Annotated in this window: 14 protein-coding genes; 8 read left to right on the top strand and 6 right to left on the bottom strand. The window is 62.1% G+C overall.

Annotated elements, in window-relative coordinates; genetic code table 11:
• The first annotated feature begins 251 nt into the window (after nt 1-251).
• Nucleotides 252-1,574, top strand: a complete 1,323-nt coding sequence (locus PLH32_05140) for a Gfo/Idh/MocA family oxidoreductase (protein HQJ63980.1) — start codon at nt 252-254, stop codon at nt 1,572-1,574.
• A 47-nt stretch (nt 1,575-1,621) separates the two neighbouring features.
• Nucleotides 1,622-3,010: a DUF1080 domain-containing protein gene (locus PLH32_05145; protein ID HQJ63981.1), complete on the top strand. Its 1,389-nt coding sequence runs from the start codon at nt 1,622-1,624 to the stop codon at nt 3,008-3,010.
• 24 nt (nt 3,011-3,034) lie between these two features.
• Here the strand turns inward: PLH32_05145 and PLH32_05150 are convergent, their stop codons facing one another.
• Nucleotides 3,035-4,357: a dicarboxylate/amino acid:cation symporter gene (locus PLH32_05150; protein ID HQJ63982.1), complete on the bottom strand. Its 1,323-nt coding sequence runs from the start codon at nt 4,355-4,357 to the stop codon at nt 3,035-3,037.
• A gap of 390 nt (nt 4,358-4,747) precedes the next feature.
• Here PLH32_05150 and ilvD point away from each other — a divergent pair, with 390 nt between their 5' ends.
• The 6 genes from ilvD to PLH32_05180 are packed head-to-tail and all read left to right on the top strand — an operon-like array spanning nt 4,748 to nt 11,883.
• Nucleotides 4,748-6,415, top strand: a complete 1,668-nt coding sequence (gene ilvD, locus PLH32_05155) for a dihydroxy-acid dehydratase (GenBank protein HQJ63983.1) — start codon at nt 4,748-4,750, stop codon at nt 6,413-6,415.
• Between the two features lie 27 nt (nt 6,416-6,442).
• Nucleotides 6,443-7,855: a 3-isopropylmalate dehydratase large subunit gene (gene leuC, locus PLH32_05160; GenBank protein HQJ63984.1), complete on the top strand. Its 1,413-nt coding sequence runs from the start codon at nt 6,443-6,445 to the stop codon at nt 7,853-7,855.
• A 57-nt stretch (nt 7,856-7,912) separates the two neighbouring features.
• Nucleotides 7,913-8,524 (top strand): 3-isopropylmalate dehydratase small subunit, encoded by a 612-nt coding sequence (gene leuD / locus PLH32_05165; protein ID HQJ63985.1) that lies wholly within the window; start codon nt 7,913-7,915, stop codon nt 8,522-8,524.
• 30 nt (nt 8,525-8,554) lie between these two features.
• Nucleotides 8,555-10,516 (top strand): NPCBM/NEW2 domain-containing protein, encoded by a 1,962-nt coding sequence (locus tag PLH32_05170; protein HQJ63986.1) that lies wholly within the window; start codon nt 8,555-8,557, stop codon nt 10,514-10,516.
• Between the two features lie 58 nt (nt 10,517-10,574).
• A complete protein-coding gene (locus PLH32_05175) occupies nt 10,575-11,222 on the top strand; it encodes a DUF2959 domain-containing protein (protein HQJ63987.1) in 648 nt (215 codons plus the stop codon).
• 25 nt (nt 11,223-11,247) lie between these two features.
• Nucleotides 11,248-11,883, top strand: coding sequence for a hypothetical protein (locus PLH32_05180; GenBank protein ID HQJ63988.1), 636 nt, complete (start codon nt 11,248-11,250; stop codon nt 11,881-11,883).
• A 34-nt stretch (nt 11,884-11,917) separates the two neighbouring features.
• Here PLH32_05180 and PLH32_05185 read toward each other — a convergent pair whose 3' ends face one another.
• From PLH32_05185 to PLH32_05205, 5 genes are read right to left on the bottom strand one after another with little or no spacing between them, the layout of a single operon-like run.
• Nucleotides 11,918-12,805, bottom strand: coding sequence for an energy transducer TonB (locus PLH32_05185; protein HQJ63989.1), 888 nt, complete (start codon nt 12,803-12,805; stop codon nt 11,918-11,920).
• A gap of 9 nt (nt 12,806-12,814) precedes the next feature.
• The gene (locus tag PLH32_05190; protein ID HQJ63990.1) at nt 12,815-13,216 is read right to left on the bottom strand and encodes a biopolymer transporter ExbD; all 402 of its coding nucleotides are present in this window, start codon (nt 13,214-13,216) and stop codon (nt 12,815-12,817) included.
• A complete protein-coding gene (locus PLH32_05195; GenBank protein ID HQJ63991.1) occupies nt 13,213-13,833 on the bottom strand; it encodes a MotA/TolQ/ExbB proton channel family protein in 621 nt (206 codons plus the stop codon). The genes PLH32_05190 and PLH32_05195 overlap by 4 nt, the downstream gene beginning before the upstream one ends.
• A 45-nt stretch (nt 13,834-13,878) precedes the next feature.
• Entirely contained in the window at nt 13,879-15,552 is a 1,674-nt protein-coding gene (locus PLH32_05200; GenBank protein ID HQJ63992.1) for a TonB-dependent receptor, read from the bottom strand.
• 7 nt (nt 15,553-15,559) lie between these two features.
• The gene (locus PLH32_05205; GenBank protein ID HQJ63993.1) at nt 15,560-18,580 is read right to left on the bottom strand and encodes a tetratricopeptide repeat protein; all 3,021 of its coding nucleotides are present in this window, start codon (nt 18,578-18,580) and stop codon (nt 15,560-15,562) included.
• Nucleotides 18,581-18,782: the final 202 nt, after the last annotated feature.

Consider the following 18,782-nt stretch of genomic DNA (forward strand, 5'->3'; position numbering starts at 1 on the left):
GGCGGCGGCCTGTCGCATGCCCACGCCCAGGCGACTTTGCCGCGGGTATGCATGGGCGCCGTAACCAAGAGTCGGAAGCCTTTGGCCAGTACAAAGGGGGTCTTGGCGGCGGAAGCTCGAGACGGGGTGGAAGTGGTTGCCCTCGGATCGGGGCAGGATAATTTCGATAGGGAGTGGCCGCAGCTGTAAGACGGTTCATCCAGCGCGCCTGGAAAGCGCGGGTGGTTCATCAAACAATGAGGTTGGCCAGTATGGAACAGACACGCAGGAATTTTCTCAAGGTCACTGCACTGGGGGTTGCCGGCATGGCCCTGGGGACGAGTGCGAAAAGCTACAGCCGTATTATGGGCGCCAATGAGCGTCTGAATTTTGCCATCATCGGCCTGCATGGGCGTGCGTATGCCCATCTCGATGGGGTTCGCTTTGGCGAGAACAGCGCGGTTACTCATGTCTGCGATGTCGACCGCCGGGAGCTGGATAAATTCGCGCGGATCGCCGAGGAGACAGCCGGTGCCGCCCCGGCCAAAATCGCCGACTTTCGCCGGATCCTCGATGACCAGGCGGTCGATGCCATCACCATCGCCACACCGGAACACTGGCATGCCCCTATGGCCATCATGGGACTTCAGGCGGGAAAACACGTCTACGTCGAAAAACCCTGCAGTCACAATCCCCGTGAGGGCGAACTCCTGGTGGCCGCGCAGCAAAAATTCGGCATGCTGGTGCAGATGGGCAATCAACAGCGTTCCTCCCGGCATACCCAGGAGATCATCGGCCGGATCCACGCCGGTCTGATCGGGCGGCCCTATTTCGGCAAGGCCTGGTATGTCAACTCGCGCAACTCGATCGGCGTCGGTAAAACCGTGCCGGTGCCAGATTACCTGGATTGGGAATTGTGGCAGGGACCCGCACCCCGGCGGCCTTATAAGGACAACATCCATCCCTACAACTGGCACTGGTTCTGGCATTGGGGTACCGGCGAAACCCTCAACAACGGCACCCATGAAGTCGATCTCTGCCGCTGGGCCCTGCAGGTTGATTATCCCCTGCGGATCTCGGCTGCGGGTGGCCGCTACCATTACCAAGATGACTGGGAATTCTACGATACCCTGGTGACCACCTTCGAATACCCCGAGGCCATGATCAGCTGGGAGAGTCTGAGCTGCCAGGGCAAGCAGAACTATAACCGCGGACGCGGCGTGACCATCCATGGTACCCAGGGCACGGTGCTTATCGACCGCGATGGGTATCAGGTCTACGCCCCGGATGACAAACTGCTCGAGGAGTTCAGACTGCCGACGGTGAACCGGACTCAGGATCTGCTCAGCCGGGATGAATTGACCAACATCCATTTTCAGAATTTCATCGACGGCATTCGCAAGGGAACCCCGATCAACTCGCCGATTGCCGAAGGAAACAAGAGCGTGACCATTTTGCAGCTGTCCAACATCGCCTGGAAAGTGAAACAGACCCTGGACATCGACCCGAAGACGGGGCATGTCCGCGGGAACAAAAAGGCCCATGCCTTGTGCGAACGGGAATACGCCCGGGGCTGGGAGCTGTCGCTCGGTTGAGGGGCCGGCTGTTGCAGCAATGCATACCAAACGCGAAGGGAAAGATCATGAAAAGAACTATAGGGTTTGTGGCCATGGCGCTGCTGACGCTGTGCACAGCGGCGGCGGGGAAAGACCTATGGATGGATCTCTTTAATGGCAAGAATCTGAAGGGCTGGCGGGTGCTCAACGGGGATGCCAGGTACGTGGTGCGGGACGGCACAATCGTCGGCATCAGCAAACTGCAGACGCCGAATACCTTTCTGGCGACGCAGAACACCTACGGTGATTTCATCCTCGAATATGAATGTCGGATCGATGACGGCCTCAACTCCGGCGTGCAGATCCGCAGCCTTAGCCTGCCGGAATTCCAGAACGGCCGGGTCCATGGTCCGCAAGTCGAGCTCGATCCCTCCGCGCGCGCTTGGAGCGGCGGCCTATACGATGAAGCCCGGCGGGGCTGGCTCTACAATCTTGAATGCAATCCTGCCGGCAAGGCGGCGTTCAAAGCTGGGGCATGGAATCGCTTTCGCGTTGAGGCCATCGGCCCTTCCATCCGCGTTTGGGTCAACGGCATCCCCACCGCCGATATCCTCGATGACCTAGCCACCAGCGGCTTCATCGCTTTGCAGGTGCACGCCATCGATGGCGATTCGAGCATGGCGGGCAAGGAGATCGCCTGGCGCAACCTGCGCATCCGGACGCAAGATCTCGAAGCGGCCCGGACCCCGGTCACCCGCGCCATCGCGCAGGTCAGCTACCTCACCAATCAGCTGAGCGAGCGCGAACGGGCCGAGGGCTGGCAGCTGCTCTGGGACGGTCGGACGACCGCGGGATGGCGCGGTGCCAAACTCGACCGGTTCCCGGACCATGGCTGGAAGATTGAAAACGGCGTCCTCGAGGTGGAGGCGAGCGATGGCGACGAATCGCACAATGGCGGTGATATCGTCACCATCAAGTCATATGCCAATTTTGAGTTGGAAGTCGATTTCAAGTTCACCAAGGGTGCTAATAGCGGGATCAAGTATTTCGTCGACACCAACACCAACAAGGGGGAGGGTTCGGCGATCGGCTGTGAATTCCAGATCCTCGACGATGAGTTCCATCCCGATGCCAAACTCGGCACGGCCGGCAACCGTACCCTGGCCTCCCTGTACGATCTGATCCCTCCGGAAGCCCTGCGCTATGCCCCCAACGAAAGCAGCGCCAAGCGGGTGAACCCCTACGGCTGGAACCGGGCTCGTATCAGCGTTCGGGGTTCAAATGTCAGCCATTACCTGAACGGCATCAAGCAGGTCGAGTATCAGCGCGGGACGCAGATGTGGCGGGCGCTAGTCGCCCGCAGCAAATATGCCATCTGGCCCGATTTCGGCGAAGCGCCATCGGGGCATATCCTGCTGCAGGATCACGGCAATCAGGTCTTCTTCAGGAATATCAAGATCAGGGAACTGGATTGACCCGCCGCCCGGGAGACGGGATGGTCAGGAGGCCATGAAGACGCTCCCGGCTCCCGCGGGCGCAAGCCCCTCCGAGCGGGTGACGTAAGCGGCGGTGACGACATCTCCGGTCACATTCAGCATTGTCCTGCCCATGTCGAGAATCCGGTCCATGCCGAGAATGATGGCGATCCCTTCCGGGGGCACACCCACCGCGTTCAGGACCATCATCAACATCGGCAGCGAGGCGCCGGGAATGCCAGCGGTCCCGACCGCCATGAGCACCGAGAGGATCACCACGATGGCCATGGAACCGATGCTGAGGTGTAGGCCGAAAACCTGGGCGAGAAAGAGCACCGTCACGCCCTCATAGAGCGCCGTGCCGTTCATGTTCATAGTGGCGCCCAAGGGCAGGACAAATCCAGCGATATCAGCGGGAATGCCCAGCCTCTCCTCGGATTCCTTCAGCGTCGTCGGCAGGGTGGCGTTGCTCGAGCTGGTGGAGAAGGCCGTTACCATGATAGGGATGATGCGGCGGAAAAACTCGAGCGGCCGGACCCGGCAGACGAAAAACAACAGGAGAGTGTAAACCCCGAAGAGGAAGATCAGATAACCGCCAAGGGTGATGAGCACGAAATAGAGCAGTTTTTCGAGCAGATCCGTGCCAAAGCGGGCGACGACATTGAAGATCAGGGCCGGAACGGCGATGGGCGCCAGGCTCATCGCAAACCCGACGATTTTGATCATCGCCTCGGAGGTCACCTCCAGTGCTCCTGTCACCAGCGCTGTTTTATCCGAGCGGACAAGGGTCAGGGCCGCGCCGAAAAGCAGCGCAAAAAAGATTACAGCGAGCATGTCCATGTTCACCATGGCCGCCAGGGGATTGCGTGGGATGATGTTGATGAAGGTATCGACACCAAAGCCGCCCCTCTCCTTGAAGGATTCACTCCTTTGCGCAATCTCGCCGCGGTAGGTCTCCAGGAGGCGTACCTGGGTGGCCGGATCGAATCCTTCTCCGGGCTTGAGCAGGGAGACGGAACTCATCCCTAGGAGGGTGCTGAGGGCGGTAAGCACCAAAAACATTGCGAAGGTTTTCATGCCGATGCGCCCGAGCCGCCGCATATCGCCGAGGTTGGTGATGCCGACGGTAAGGGTGGAGAAGACCAGAGGGACCACGGTCATGAAGAGCAGATTCAGGAAGATGCGGCCGATCGGCCCCGTGATGTATTTGATCAGCGTCTCATTGAGGAAGCGATTGAAGACGGGATTCCGGGCGCCGAGAAGGTTCGCGAGGATACCGAAGAGCATGCCGACAGCGAGGCCGATGAGGATTTTTGAATGGAGCGCGACTTTCTTCCTGGTGCTCATGAAGTCTCCCGTATTAGATGCGGCGGGCTGACTGCCGCTGCGAACCGTATCGGTGCCATCCGGCAAAAGGATTTGGTATCGCTGATGTTACAAATCCAGGGCACAAAAGTCAAGCAAAATGGTGGAGAGGATACGCTCCGGAATCCGGCCGACATCCGGCGCCTGGAGCCGCCGGCCGGCTGTCTTCCCGTCCTTTGCCGCACTCGGACTGCCGTCCCGGCCTGAGAAAAAACGCTTGCGCACCAGAGGAAAAATTCCGATATTCCCCAATGAAGTAACCTTCAAGCCAGCGGTTTCCGGGCAGTCCGGATGCCCCGGAGCGCCATGCTGCCGGAGACGTGACGGACGGTTCGGGCCAGAGGGCTGGCCGCATTCAAGCCGAGGATGAATATGAGATCGGACCTGATCAAAAAAGGCATCGACCGCGCCCCTCATCGGGGGCTGCTCAAAGCTTCCGGCCTGACCGATGCGGACATGGGCAAGCCTTTCATCGGTATCTGTAATTCCTACACCGATCTCATCCCGGGGCACGTCCATCTGCAGACCTTCGGCCGCAAGGTTAAAGAGTCGGTGCGCCAGGCCGGGGGGGTTCCCTTCGAATTCAACACCATCGGTGTGGACGACGGCATCGCCATGGGGCATGCCGGAATGCACTTCAGCCTGCCTTCGCGCGAATTGATCGCCGACTGTGTCGAGACCATGGCCACCGCTCATTCGCTCGATGCCCTGATCTGCATTCCAAATTGCGACAAGATCGTGCCCGGCATGGCGATGGCGGCGGCGCGCCTCAACATCCCGACCCTGTTCATCTCGGGCGGGCCGATGGCCAAGGGCTACACCGCTGCGGGTGAAGCGATCGACTTGATCTCCATTTTTGAGGGGCTCGGCCAATACCATGCGGGCCAGCTTTCAGCGGCGGCGCTCAAGGAACTCGAGGACCGCGCCTGTCCCGGCTGCGGCAGTTGCGCCGGAATGTTCACCGCCAACAGCATGAACTGCCTTCTGGAAGCCCTCGGACTGGCCTTGCCGGGCAATGGCACCCGCCTCGCGGTCGACCCGCGGCGCGAGGAACTGATCGCGCGTACCGGTCCGACCATCATGCGGCTGCTCGAACTGGACCGCAAGCCGCTCGACATCCTCACCCCTTCTGCTTTTCAGAATGCGCTGATCCTCGATCTGGCTATGGGCGGATCGACCAATACCATCCTGCACACCCTGGCGATCGCCCACGAGGCGGGGGTGAAAATCGAACTCGCCGGGCTCAATGCCCTGGCGGACCGGGTACCCTATCTCTGCAAGGTCTCGCCCGCGGTGAAGACGGTGCACATAGAGGACGTTGACCGCGCCGGCGGCATCTCCGCCATCCTGCGGGAGCTGAGCCGGATCGGCGGACTGCTCGATCTGGGTGCGCCGACGGTGACTGGCCAGAGCCTCGGTGATAACATCGCCGCATCGGAGATCCTCGATGATACGGTGATCCGCCGGCTTGAAAATCCTTACACCAGCCGGGGCGGCCTCGCCATCCTCTTTGGCAACTTTGCACCCCTCGGAGCGGTCATCAAGACCGGGGCAGTGGCGGCAGCGATGTGGCGCCACAGCGGACCGGCGCGGGTTTTCGATGGGGAGGAGGCGGCCCTCGCGGCTATCCATGCGGGCCGAATCCAGGCGGGCGACGTGGTGGTGATCCGCTACTGCGGACCCAAGGGCGGGCCGGGTATGCCCGAGATGCTCTCGCCGACCTCGGCGATCATGGGGATGGGGCTGGGCGAAAGCGTGGCCTTGATCACCGACGGCCGCTTCTCCGGCGGCACCCGCGGCGCCTGCATCGGCCATGTCAGCCCGGAGGCCGCCGCGCGCGGCCCGATCGCTGCCCTGCAAGACGGCGATCTCATCGAGATCGATTTGCACCAACGCACGCTCAACGCCCGGCTGGAGATGGCCGAGATCGCGAGACGGCTGGACCTGCTGCCGCCGTTCCAGCCCAAATATACCCGCGGCTGGCTGGCACGCTATACCCAGATGGTGACCTCCGCCAATACCGGCGCGGTGCTGGAGTAAGCCAAACCCGACCGGGAGAGTCATACTATGAGGGATCGAGTCCCCACTACCCTGTTTGAAAAGATCTGGGAAGATCATGTCGTCAGCCAGGAGCCCGAGGCTCCGGCCCTGCTCTATATCGATCTCCAGCTCATCCATGAGGTCACCTCACCGCAGGCCTTTCACGGGCTGCGCGAGCACGGCCTGCCGGTGCGCCGGCCCTCCCAGACCGTGGCGACCATGGACCATTCCATACCGACCACCGCTCCCGGGGTGCCGTGGCGCGATCCCCTCGCCAAAGCCCAGCTCGCCCAACTCGAGCGCAACTGCGCGGAATTCGGCATCCCGCTATACAGCGCCGATGATCCCGGACGCGGGATCGTCCATGTCATCGGACCCGAACTCGGACTCACCCAGCCGGGGATGACCATCGTCTGCGGTGACAGCCACACCGCCACGCACGGGGCCTTCGGTGCCCTGGCCTTCGGAATCGGCACCAGCGAGGTAGAACATGTCCTCGCCACCCAGACCCTGCTGCAGAACCGCCCGCAAACCATGGAGGTGCGAGTGGAAGGGACCCTGCAAAGGGGCGTTACCGCCAAGGACCTCATTCTGGCGCTGATCGCCCGCATCGGAGTGGGCGGTGGCACCGGCTGCGTCATCGAGTATACCGGCAGTGCCATCCGCGGCCTCGATATGGAGGGCCGGATGACGGTTTGCAACATGAGCATCGAGGCCGGAGCGCGCGCCGGAATGATCGCCGCGGATGACGTCACCTTTGCCTACCTGGAGGGCCGGCCTTTTGCCCCTGCAGGGGCAGCCTGGGAAAAATGCGTACGGGAATGGCGTCGGCTGGTCAGCGATCCTGGCGCCCGATTCGATGCGACCGTGACGCTCGACGCCGGAGCCCTCCAGCCGATGATTACCTTCGGCACCAACCCGGCCATGGGCATCGCCATCGACGGAGTCATCCCGGATCCTGCCGACCTGGCCGACCAAGAGAAGCGGCTGACTCTAGAAAAGGCTCTGCGCTATATGAAGTTAACCCCGGGCGAGGCGATCCGCGGACACAAGATCGACGTGGTCTTTATCGGATCCTGCACCAACGGGCGCATCAGCGACCTCCGTGCCGCCGCCAGTCTCCTCAAGGGCCGCAAGGTGGCGGAGGGGGTGCGCACCCTTGTGGTGCCCGGCTCACAGGCGGTCAAGCGCCAGGCCGAGGCAGAAGGGCTGGATCGCATTTTTCTCGCCGCCGGGGCCGAGTGGCGTGAACCGGGTTGCAGCATGTGCATCGCCATGAACGGCGATGAGCTCACCGCTGGACAATACGCGGTCAGCACCAGCAACCGCAATTTTGAAGGGCGCCAGGGCAAGGGGGGAAGGACCTTCCTCGCCAGCCCCCTGACCGCCGCCGCCAGCGCCGTTTGTGGCTGCATCACCGATGCGCGCGGACTGGCCTGATCCCGGCAGGCGAGAGCTCGAACTGCGGCGCAAGCCCGATATCGATGGGAGAACCCAATGGAAAAATTCAGCAGGCTGACCAGCCGCTGCGTCATCTTTCCGCTAGCGAATATCGACACCGACCAGATTATTCCGGCCCGTTTCCTCAAGGGAACGGACAAGAAGGGGTTGGGTGAGAACCTCTTTTATGACTGGCGCTATGACCAGCAGGGCCGACCGATCCCCGAGGTTCTGCTCAACCGGCCAGAGGGGAAAGACGCCAAAATCCTCATCACCGGCGACAATTTCGGCTGCGGCTCCAGCCGGGAACATGCATCCTGGGCGCTGGCGGACTATGGTTTCCGCGCTGTGATCAGCAGCAGCTTTGCTGATATCTTTCGCAGCAACGCCCTGAAAAACGGCATCCTCCCGGTGGTCCTTGCCCCCTTCGATCTCGACCGGATCATGGCCTCTCTCGCAACCCACGGGGACGCGGAGTTGACGATCGACCTGGAAGCGCAGATTGTGACGCTGCCGGACGGCGGCAGGATTGGATTTGATATCGATCCCTTCAGCAAACGCTGTCTTCTCGACGGCATCGACACCCTGGGGTATCTGCTGCAACGGGAGGGCGCGATCGCGGCCTTTGAGTCCAGCCATCCGCCGCGGGTGCAGACCCGCCCGGCTTGAACACCCCGTTCCATTCTTTCGAGGTCAGGCATGGCTAAACACGCACTTTTTCTTTTCCTCGGCACACTTTTGCTTACGGCGGTCTGCTTTGCAGTCCAGGCCCCGGATACCCTGTGGATCTCCCGGCTGGATTTGAGCGGCATCGAGCAGGGATGGGGAAATCCCCGCGCCGATATCTCTCTGGAGGGCAAGCCCCTCACCATCAACGGCCGCACCTGGAGCTGTGGTCTGGCAACCCATGCCGCCTCTTTGTTCCCGATCGATCTCAGGGGCGATGCCCTCCGCTTCCTGGCCGAAGTCGGGGTTGACGATGATGTCAAACAGGAGGCTCCTTCCAGTGTCGTCTTTGTGGTTCGCGGCGACAAGCGCGAGCTTTGGCGCAGTGCGGTTGCCAGGGCCTTTCAGCCCGCCCAGCGGGTTGACCTGAATTTGACCGGGATCCGACAGCTGGAGCTGGTGGTCGAGGATGGAGGTGATGGCATCAACTGGGATCATGCCGACTGGAACGATGCGCGGATTGTCTACCGCGGCCGCAAGCCGGCGGCGATTGTGCCGCCCAGGGTGGCGCCCTATCGGCTCACCCCTGCCCCCGGTGCAAAACCGCGCATCAACGGCCCCTCTCTTTATGGCGCCCGTCCCGGCCATCCCTTTCTTTACAGAGTTCCCGCCACCGGCAAGGCACCCCTGCGCTATGAGGCTGAGGGGCTGCCCGGTGGGCTGACGCTGGATCCGACGACCGGCATCATAACCGGTCGGGTGAATGCACGCGGGACGTACCCGGTCCTGCTGCGGGTCCTGAACGGCCGTGGCCGAGCCGAGCGGACCTTCACGATCGTGATCGGTGATCAGATCGCCCTCACACCGCCGCTGGGATGGAACAGCTGGAACTGCTTCGCCTGTGATGTCGATGACGCCAAGGTGCGCGCCGCCGCCGATGCGCTCGTGGAAAGCGGACTGGCCAGCCACGGTTGGAGCTACATCAATATCGACGACTGCTGGGCGGTCAAACCGGATGATCCCGATCCCCGGCTCTCCGGGCCGGTGCGCTATCCCGATGGCCGCATCCGCCCCAACGCCAAATTCCCCGACATGAAGGCACTCTGCGATTATGTCCATGCAAAGGGATTGAAGATCGGCATCTACACCTCCCCCGGATCGCTTACTTGTGCCGGCTATGCCGGCGCCTGGCAGTTCGAGCAGCTGGATGCGGAGCAGTTTGCCGAATGGGGTATCGATTACCTCAAATACGACTGGTGTTCCTACGGCGAGATCGCACCGAATCCCGATCTTGAGGCGCTGCAAAAACCCTACCGGGTGATGCGCGCTGCGCTCGATCGGGCGGAGCGTGATATCGTATTCAGCCTTTGTCAGTATGGCATGGGGGAGGTCTGGAAGTGGGGTTCGGAGGTCGGCGGCAACTGCTGGCGCACAACCGGCGATATCACCGACACCTGGGCGAGCATGTCCACCATCGGATTCGGTCAAGCGGGGCATGAGTCCTATGCGGGGCCAGGCCACTGGAATGATCCGGATATGCTGGTGGTCGGCTGGGTGGGCTGGGGGCCTCAACTCCATCCGAGCCGGCTCACTCCCGACGAGCAGTATACCCACATCACCCTTTGGTCGCTGCTGGCCTCGCCGCTGTTGATCGGCTGCGACCTGACCCGCCTCGATGCCTTTACGATGAACCTTCTCGGCAACGATGAGGTGCTGGCGGTCAATCAGGATGCGCGAGGCCTGCAGGCGCGGCGGGTGGCTCAACGGGATGGATGTGAGATTTGGGCGCGGCCGCTGGCCGACGGCAGCACGGCAGTAGGGCTCTTCAACCGCAACCTTGAAGCGCGGCGAATCACGGTCACTTGGTCTGAACTGGGTCTACAAGGGGAGCGGCGGGTACGCGATCTCTGGCGGCAGAAGGAGGCCGGCCGCTCCAAAACCGCCTGGGGGCACGAGGTCCCGGCCCATGGAGCGGTGCTGGCCAAGATTTACTAACAGGAATTTGCGGAAGAGCTCTAAAACCCGATCTCGATCTGATGGCGGAGAAGGCACTATGAAAAACCGGCTTTTAATCCTCTTTTCAGGCTTTTTGACACTATGCAGCTGCAGTACGCTCTATTTCGCCGGCATGGAAAAAATCGGCATCCAGAAACGCGAAATCATGGCCGACCGCGTCAAGGCGGCGCGTGACACTCAGAAGGAGGCCAAGGAGCAGTTTGTCAGCGCCCTTGAGCAGTTCAAGAGCGTCGTCGCCGTTCAGGGCGGGGATCTCGAAAAAAAGTACAACGAACTCAATGCCACGCTCAAAAAGAGCGAGGCCGAAGCCGACGCGGTGCACAGCCGGATCAAATCGGTCGAGGAGGTCTCCGACGCCCTCTTCGAGGAGTGGCGCGCCGAGATCGCGCAATACTCGAGCGACAAACTGCGCCAGGCCAGCCAGCGCAAGTATGATGCAGCCGAGGCCCGGTACCGGCTTTTGATCGGGGCGATGAAAAAGGCTGAGTCGCGGCTCGAGCCCGCCCTGATTCCGCTGCGGGATCAGGTGCTTTTCATGAAACACAATCTCAATGCCCGGGCCATAGCGGGATTGAGCGATGAGGTGGTCACTGTGGAGACCAGGGTTGATAGTCTGGTGGCGGACATCGAGGTTGCCGTCAAGGAGGCCGATGCCTTCATCGCCACATTGCAGGAAGAGGAGTAGAGATTAGCCAAACGGAGCGAGTGAAGTGAAAAAAGAGATAGCCCTTGTTGCCGTCATGACCCTCTGGATGTCCGCTGCAGGAGCACTGCGCGCGGCCCAGAATCAGCCGGCGTCGCCTTCCTGTCTATTGCGGGTCGACTATCACTACGGCGAGATCAACCCCTGGCTCTTCTACGAACGACCCATCGCAAAGGATATCGGCCTTTCGGTGGTCGTGCAGATGTCGACCCAGGGCTTCGCCCAGATTGATCTGGGAAGCGCCTTTCATCGGGGCAACTTGGCCCTGATCCCCGAATTCGGCTTTGAGTTCATCGAGACCGGAGCGAAGGGCGCCCGTCTGGGACACGTCGCACCCGAGTTCTTCGCCACCTATAATGACCCGGCATGGACTTTTGAAAGCCAAAACCTCTATTTCATCAAGGTAGCGGACGAGACTTATCCCACCTACTTTTACTACCGCGACTACCTCGGCCACCGTCTTTACCGGGATTCCTTCATCGGACCACAAGTGGAGGGTAATATCTACCGGCATGCAGCTCCGGATCATTACTTCGGTGGTCATCTCGACGTCAGCATCGGGGTCGGGCTGCTCGGCCTTTTCTACGGCCAGAACCGCGACGACCGCGGTCTTTTCCGCATGACCTTCATCCGGGGGTTGTAAGGTTCCGCTGCCGCCCGTCCGGGCGAAGCGGGTTCTATTCCAGCTGATAGCGGAAGGTGATGATCCCCTGAACCGGTTTCTGCGCGGCACCGGCCGGCAGCGGACTGAAGAGCCACTGCCGCAGGGCGGCCAGGGTGATCTTTTCCAGGGTGGGATCGCCCTTGCGCATCGGGATCAATCCGCTCAGGCGGCCGTCCGGCTGGACGGTAAACCTGAACCGGATCACCTCCTCCTGCTGCAGGCCCTCGGGATAGTCCGGGATGACCTGCTTGATGATCAGCCGCTGCGCCGCATCGCCCTCGATTGTAAATGGCTGGCCGGCGCCGGCTCCCTGACTGACCCCGCTCCCCTGTCCCGTTCCGGCGCTTCCCTGATTGGCGCTCCCCAAAGCGGAGCCCGCGCCGCCGGCGGGTACCGTGACGGCTGGCGGTGCGGCTGGGCCGCTGCCGGTCTCACCGCCGCTCCCGGCTAACCCGGCGGGCCGCTCCGCCGTGCGCCCGGGCGTGATCTTGCCATTTTCCTGGCTGCTGAGGAGGGGCTCCTCCTCTTCCAGCATCCGCCGCTTGGGCGGGACTACCGGTGAACTGCGCGGCGGCGCGGGCGTGGCACGCATCGCAGGCGGTTTTTCCTGTCGTGACGCGAGCGGGACCGCCTGCTCTTGCGGCCGGCGGACGGCGGGGCGGGTCACCGCGGCCGGCACCTGGGGTCGGCTTCGGGGCGCGGAAGAGAGGCCGGTCGGACTGGCCGCAGTGGTTGCGCCCCCCGGCGTACCAGCGATGAAAGCCACTTCGGCGAAACTCGCCGGCGTCACTTCAAAGCTCACCTGCACAAGAACGAACACTACCAGCAGCAGCAGGTGAAACAGAACCGAGGCGATGATCCCCCGCCGCAGCTCCGGCGGCATCTCTTGAATGAAAGCCATTCGATTACCTCACTTGCCGGGCTCGGTGGCGATGAGAAATTTTTCAGCCCCGGCCATCTTGGCGATATCAATCACCCGCACCGTCGCCTCGAGCGTCAAATCCTTGTCCGCGCGGATGATCACGGTTTTGTCCGACGCCATCTTGAGCTGCGCTCCCAGCTTGGCCCCTAATTCCTCGTGGCTGACAAGCTGACCATTGAGAAAAATCTGATCCGATTTGGTCATGGTCAGATAGATCCGGTTGGCCCGGTCAAAATCCCCGCTTGCAGCGCGTGGCAGCTGGACCTTGATGCCAGGGTGCACCATGAATGAGGAGGAGAGCAGGAAATAGATGAGCAGCAGCAGGACGATATCGGTCAGGCTGATCGCGGCATAACTGATGATACGCTTGCGTGAAGTCGTAAAGGTCATCTCGCCTCCCTCTCCTGGAGCATATCGAGGAATTCATTGGAACTTTCCTGCATCTCAAAGACATGGTGCTCGACGCGGCCCTGGATCCAGTTGTAGGCGATGAGAGCGGGGATGCCGACGATGAGGCCGGCCGCGGTGGTGATCAGGGCTTCCCAGATGCCGCCCGCGAGCACGCCGGCGTCGACGTTGCCGCCGCGCGTCTGGATCTGCATGAAGGCCTTGATCATCCCGGTGACCGTCCCGAGAAATCCGAACATCGGCGCCACACCGGCTACGGTTGCCAGAATGCCCATATACTTTTCCAAATGATAGATCTCGGCCTGTCCCGCACTCTGGATAGCCTCCTTGATCTCATCGCGCGGCCGGTCCTTTTTCAACAGGGCGGCCTTGGCCACACCGGCGATCGGACCCGGCGTCTCCTTGCACAGCAGGATGGCCTCATCGATGCGCTGATGTGCGAGCAGGTTGCGGATCTGCAGGGTGAATTTGCGGGAGTTGAGGCGGATCTTGCGCAGGGAGAGGTAACGCTCGATAACGATGATCGCCGCTATGAAGGAACAGATCGCGATCGGGATCATCATCGATCCGCCCAGGACAAACATATCCCACATCGACATGCTGGGGCCTCCGTTTCTGATGAAAGGTTCTTGCTTGGGGTTGCGTTAATAGATATATTTGATCTGAGCCATGATCCGGGTGCCGGGCTCGTTATAGCCCTCCCAGACGACGTATGGGCTGTTGAGCAGATTGTACAGATCGATCCCTGCAGAGAGGTGACGTCCGAAGGTCCGGCCCAGTCCTGCGCTGATCAGATTATATTTGGGCAGGCGTCCCTCCAGATCGAGGCCGCGGCGGCGCTCTCCGGCCATTTCAAGACGGCTGATGAGCTCGAGCTGCCAGGGCAGCGGCACAGTCACAGCAGCCCGGACCGTAAAGTCGGGCCGGTAGGGGATCCGGTCGTCATTGCCGAGGGAGACCGCATGCCGCAGATGGTCGCTGTTGATCTGCATCTCTCCCTGCAGCGTCATGCCGCTCTCAAACCGGATCTGCCCGCTCGCCTGAAACTCGGTCAGCGCGACATCTCTGGCTTGCTGCAGGCCAAAGAGTCCGGTCGCGCCGTCGCGTTCCCAGTAATGGAGGCGGTCGAAACGCCCGTGATAGGCGCCGAACTGAAAGAGCAGACGTCCGGCGGGCCGGAAGTCGGCGCGTGCTTGGAGCGAGAGCGGCGAATCGTCCGCCGCCAGCGGCATCGCATGGTCGATGTAGGGATTCTCGCGCAGCCGCTCGCTGTAGCTGCGATAGCGGAGTCCGGCCCACGCCATGAGCGAGAGGCCCCAGCGGTCGTTGGGAACCCAGGCCAGCCGCAGGGAGGGGGCGAACCGGCTGCCGGAGCAGCGTTCGTACCCGACGGCGGCGGTCAGCTGCAAGGGGGCCAGCAGCGAGGTCTGCACCTCGGCGCGGATCCGGCCAAAGCCGGCCGCTCCATCGAGCGAGTCGGCGCCGGGGGAGAGGGATTCGCGCTGATAGGCGGCCGAGGCGCGCAGGGTCAGATTTTCCAGCTGCCGCTGGTAGTCGCCGTGCATGCTGATGGTAAAATCGCCGGTGTGCCGCCATTCCCGGCCGCTGGTATCGCTGCTGACGCCCGCTCCGGCCAGACGCAGACCTGCGCGGGCGGAGGAGGCCTGATCGAGGGCGAACTCCGCCTCGCCCTGGAGGCTGGTGAACCGGGCGCTGCGCGTGGGTTGGGGGAGCGCTGCGCCATGGAGGCCGCGCGTCAGCCAGTCCGCCGCCGCTTCGGCACGGCCATGAAGCGCAGGCCGCAGGGGGGTGGTTGCCGACGCCGTCAGGCCGCCATCGCGATGCTGGCTGTTGTGAAAAGCACCGTTGCTGCGGTCGAACCAGCCTGTGAGACGGGTGGAGCCCCAGGGGTACTTGCCGGAATAGCCGCCGTTGGCTGTCAGAGTGGAATAGGAGCCGGTCCCGGCCCCGGCCCAATACATCCGCTCCCGAGCTGCCGCGGCAGCGTTGACCAGCGGCCGGTTGTTGTCCCGACGCTCGAAAATGGAGAGGGAGAGATACACCGGCCGGATCAGACGCGGCAGGTCATCGCCCGAGCGCTGCTTGCTCTCGACCTGACGTACGCTGCGGTCGCGGCCGAGGATCAGAACCTCGGGCAGTTCGATTCGGCTGCTGTCCGCTTCGATCTTGGCCGGGGTGCGCCGGGCTGCGAGGGTATCCGATGGAAGGGTGATGCGCGTCGGCGGCAAGGGGCGTTCCTGCGCTACAGCGGAGGTGATGCCCGTCAGCAGCAGGAGAAGGGGTACGGTTCGCATCATCGCCGCCTCACTTTCCTGCAAGCGCATCAAGACGCACGCGCGATTTGGAGACGTAATCGGTCCGGCCGGGAAAGTCATTGATCAGCGACTGGTAGAGCCGGCGCGCATCCGCAAGCCGTCCGAGCGCCTCGTTGCACCGGGCGGCCTGGTAGAGGCCGGCTGCCACCCACTCCTCTTCCTCCGGATAGAGATATTTGATCTTGACGAACGCCAGGCTCGCCCTGGACCACTCCTTTTGCTCCTGCAGGATCGAGGCCAGGAGGAACTGGGCCTCGGCGCTGATGGCGGGGGAACCTTCTCCCAGCAGCTGCTCGAGCAGGGTCTGGGCCTCTTCGTACTGCTTCTTGCCGATCAGGACCCGCGCCTGTCCGAGTCGGGCAAGCGCCCGGTCGGCGGCACTCTTGCCCTCGCTCTCCAACGCCTTGAAGCGCTCTATCGCCTGATCCGGCTGGTCGGCATCGATATCCAGTACACCCCGGGCGTAAGCCGCGGCGGAACTCAGCTTATGGTTGGGATATTCAGAACTCAACCGGGCATACCATACTGCCGCCTCCTTTTTGTCGCCTCGCTCGGCAAGCATCTGGGCGCCGGTGAAAAGAGCCTGCGGCGCCGCGGCTGCTCCCGGGAACCTGGTCCACTGCTGACGGAATGAGGCGATAGCCTGGTCGGGTTGCCCCTGGGCCTGCTGACACCGCGCGATCCCATACCAGGCGGATTGTCCCGCAGCCGTGGCGCTGTAACCGGAGAGGAGCTTCTCATACTGCGCGATGGCCTCGGGATATTGACCGTTGTCGCGAAAGTATTCAGCCTGGCGCTCCACCACCCTGGCTGCGATTTCGCGGTCCGGCAGGCGTTCGACATAGCCGGCTACGACCTGGTCCGCTTGAGCGGTCTCCCCCTTCTGCATCATGGACCACTTTAATCCGGTCAGGGCGTCGGCCACCAGCTCACTCCCGGGATAGGTATCGACCACCTTTTTATACTGGGCGATGGCTTTGTCGTATTCGCCGAGGTTGTAATAACAGTCGGCAATCGCATAGGTGGCATCGTCGAGCAGGACAGAGGACGGATAGGATCGGATCAGTTGGCTGAACAGGGTGATGGCCTCCTCGAACTCATTGGCGCGGAAGCAGGCCCGGCCGCCCAGATAGAGCGCCTCCGGAGCGAAGGAGGATTCGGGCCAGCTCTTGACGACCTCCTGGAGGTACGCACGCGCCTTGCTGAAATCGCCGCTGCGATACCAGGCCAGTCCCGTCTGATACCGGGCTTCGGCGCGGATCTTGCCGTCTCTGCTGCCTTCATAGGCGACCTGATAGGCCCGGATGGCTTCGAGAAATTTCCTGGCATTCATCCAGGCATCGCCTTGCCGCAAGCGGGCATCGTTTTGCAGAGCTTCGGAGGTGGATTTTTCAGCAGCGGTGGCGAACGCCGCGGCGGCATTCTGGAACTGACCTGACTTGAGGGCGGAGTAGCCAAGCCCGTAATAGGCCTCAGGGGCGCGTGGGGAGCCGGGTGTCTCCCGCAAAAAGAGCTGATAGGCGCTCAGGGCATCGGCATAACGGCCGAGTTTGAAAAGGGTTTCGCCGTGCCAGAAGCGGGCATCGGCCGCCACCGCGCTCCGGGTGTACACGCGCAGGATGTCTTCGAAATCCTTCAGGGCGAGGTCGTATTCTCCCGCCTGAAATCGCGAGAGCCCGAGCTTGAAGATGGCCTGGGCCTTGACCTCCGGATTGTCATACCCGCCGGCGGCCTGGCGGAAAATCCGATTGGCGGCTTCGACGTTGCCTTCGCCGAGAAAACACTCGCCGACCATCACGGCCGCATCACCGGCGACGCCGGCCTTGGGAAAGCGTTCCACGATCTGGCTGAAGAGCGCCCGGGCCCGCGTGAACTCTTTCGCCTGAAACAGGAGGCCGGCTTGCTCGAAAAGCGCGTTGGGGGCATCGGCGCTGCGCGGATATTCGGTGATCAGCCGCTTGTAGCGCTCGAGCGCCTCCTCGCTGCGGCCGCTGCGCTGCAGGGCGTGACCACTCTGGAAGAGCGCCGCCGCCTTGAGATCGGCGTCCGTGCTGGTGGCCAGCAGCTTGTCCCATGCCGTCAGCGCCTCCGCCGTTTTGTTGAGATGGAGATGGGCCAGGCCCAGACTGTAGAGGGCATCATCCGAATACCGGTTCCCGGGCATCTCGGAGATCAGGGCGAAGGCTTTGGCTGCTTTCTCATGCTCCCCTTTGCGGGCGAAGGATTCGCCAATGAAGTATTGCGCCTCGCCACGCCAACGGCTTTCCGGCCAGGCGACGATCGCCGCGGAGAGCTCCTGGATCGCCAGGTCATACTCCTGGTGGCCATATCGCGCCATGCCCTGGCGATAGGTCGCTTGTTCAGACAAGGGACTGCGCGGATATTCCTTCAGTAGCCGCTCATATGCGGCGAGTGCCGCTGCCCATTGATTCTGTTGTTCCTGGATGTCCGCCATGGCGAAGAGGGCATAATCGGCGACCTTGCTGCCGGGATATTCGGCGACGAGCTCGCCGAAATGGCGGAGCGCCTCCTCCTTGCTGCCGCCGCGCAGCAGGGCTTCGCTGTACCAGTACCGTGCATCGGGCACCAGCGGGCTGGAGGGATAGTCTCGCGGAAACTGAAGCAAGGCGATTTTGGCCTCCGCAAGTTTGCCGCTGTAAACCAGCGACTGGCCGATACGAAAGGCGGCCTGGTCGCGCAGGGTCAGGGCGGCATGGCGCTGCAGCAAGGCGCGGTAGGCCGTGATCGCCTGATCGAACAGGTTTTGCTGGAAAAAGCTCTCACCGAGGAGGAACCAGGCCTCTTCGGCCAGCGGCGAGGAGGGATATTTCTGGACAAAGGCGTTGAACTGATCAGCGGCAAGCTCGTAGAGCTGGTCCTGATAGACCTGCCGGGCCAGGGCGAAAGTGCGCTCGGTTTCGGGATCCTGGAGCTGGGCATTGGTAATCCGGGCGGTAAAAAGGGCCAGGATCAGGAACAGAACCGGATGGGCCTTGATAGGATGCATCATATCGACACGTTCTCTGAGTGGACAGGCGGTTTATTGTATAACTCGCATTGGAGCAACAAGTTCCTCATAGCCGGTAAATATAATAATTTTAGCAATTTTATGCCAAAAAAGCAAGCTCTATATAGCCTTTTTGTGATTCGAGTCAGGGCGTAGTCCGCCTCCCAAAACCCACAAGCCCCCGCCTACCGGCTCCCCCGGCGCC

It is taken from the genome of bacterium (genome assembly GCA_035419245.1).
In the GTDB taxonomy this organism is placed as follows: domain Bacteria; phylum Zhuqueibacterota; class Zhuqueibacteria; order Residuimicrobiales; family Residuimicrobiaceae; genus JAKPUX01.

What these genes read in the sequence shown, in the direction of transcription:
- PLH32_05195 (HQJ63991.1), bottom strand. Translation starts at nt 13,833, where the DNA reads ATGTCGATGTGGGATATGTTTGTCCTGGGCGGATCGATGATGATCCCG.
- leuD (HQJ63985.1), top strand. Translation starts at nt 7,913, where the DNA reads ATGGAAAAATTCAGCAGGCTGACCAGCCGCTGCGTCATCTTTCCGCTA.
- PLH32_05185 (HQJ63989.1), bottom strand. Translation starts at nt 12,805, where the DNA reads ATGGCTTTCATTCAAGAGATGCCGCCGGAGCTGCGGCGGGGGATCATC.
- PLH32_05150 (HQJ63982.1), bottom strand. Translation starts at nt 4,357, where the DNA reads ATGAGCACCAGGAAGAAAGTCGCGCTCCATTCAAAAATCCTCATCGGC.
- PLH32_05175 (HQJ63987.1), top strand. Translation starts at nt 10,575, where the DNA reads ATGAAAAACCGGCTTTTAATCCTCTTTTCAGGCTTTTTGACACTATGC.
- PLH32_05200 (HQJ63992.1), bottom strand. Translation starts at nt 15,552, where the DNA reads ATGATGCGAACCGTACCCCTTCTCCTGCTGCTGACGGGCATCACCTCC.
- PLH32_05170 (HQJ63986.1), top strand. Translation starts at nt 8,555, where the DNA reads ATGGCTAAACACGCACTTTTTCTTTTCCTCGGCACACTTTTGCTTACG.
- PLH32_05205 (HQJ63993.1), bottom strand. Translation starts at nt 18,580, where the DNA reads ATGATGCATCCTATCAAGGCCCATCCGGTTCTGTTCCTGATCCTGGCC.
- PLH32_05145 (HQJ63981.1), top strand. Translation starts at nt 1,622, where the DNA reads ATGAAAAGAACTATAGGGTTTGTGGCCATGGCGCTGCTGACGCTGTGC.
- PLH32_05190 (HQJ63990.1), bottom strand. Translation starts at nt 13,216, where the DNA reads ATGACCTTTACGACTTCACGCAAGCGTATCATCAGTTATGCCGCGATC.
- ilvD (HQJ63983.1), top strand. Translation starts at nt 4,748, where the DNA reads ATGAGATCGGACCTGATCAAAAAAGGCATCGACCGCGCCCCTCATCGG.
- leuC (HQJ63984.1), top strand. Translation starts at nt 6,443, where the DNA reads ATGAGGGATCGAGTCCCCACTACCCTGTTTGAAAAGATCTGGGAAGAT.
- PLH32_05140 (HQJ63980.1), top strand. Translation starts at nt 252, where the DNA reads ATGGAACAGACACGCAGGAATTTTCTCAAGGTCACTGCACTGGGGGTT.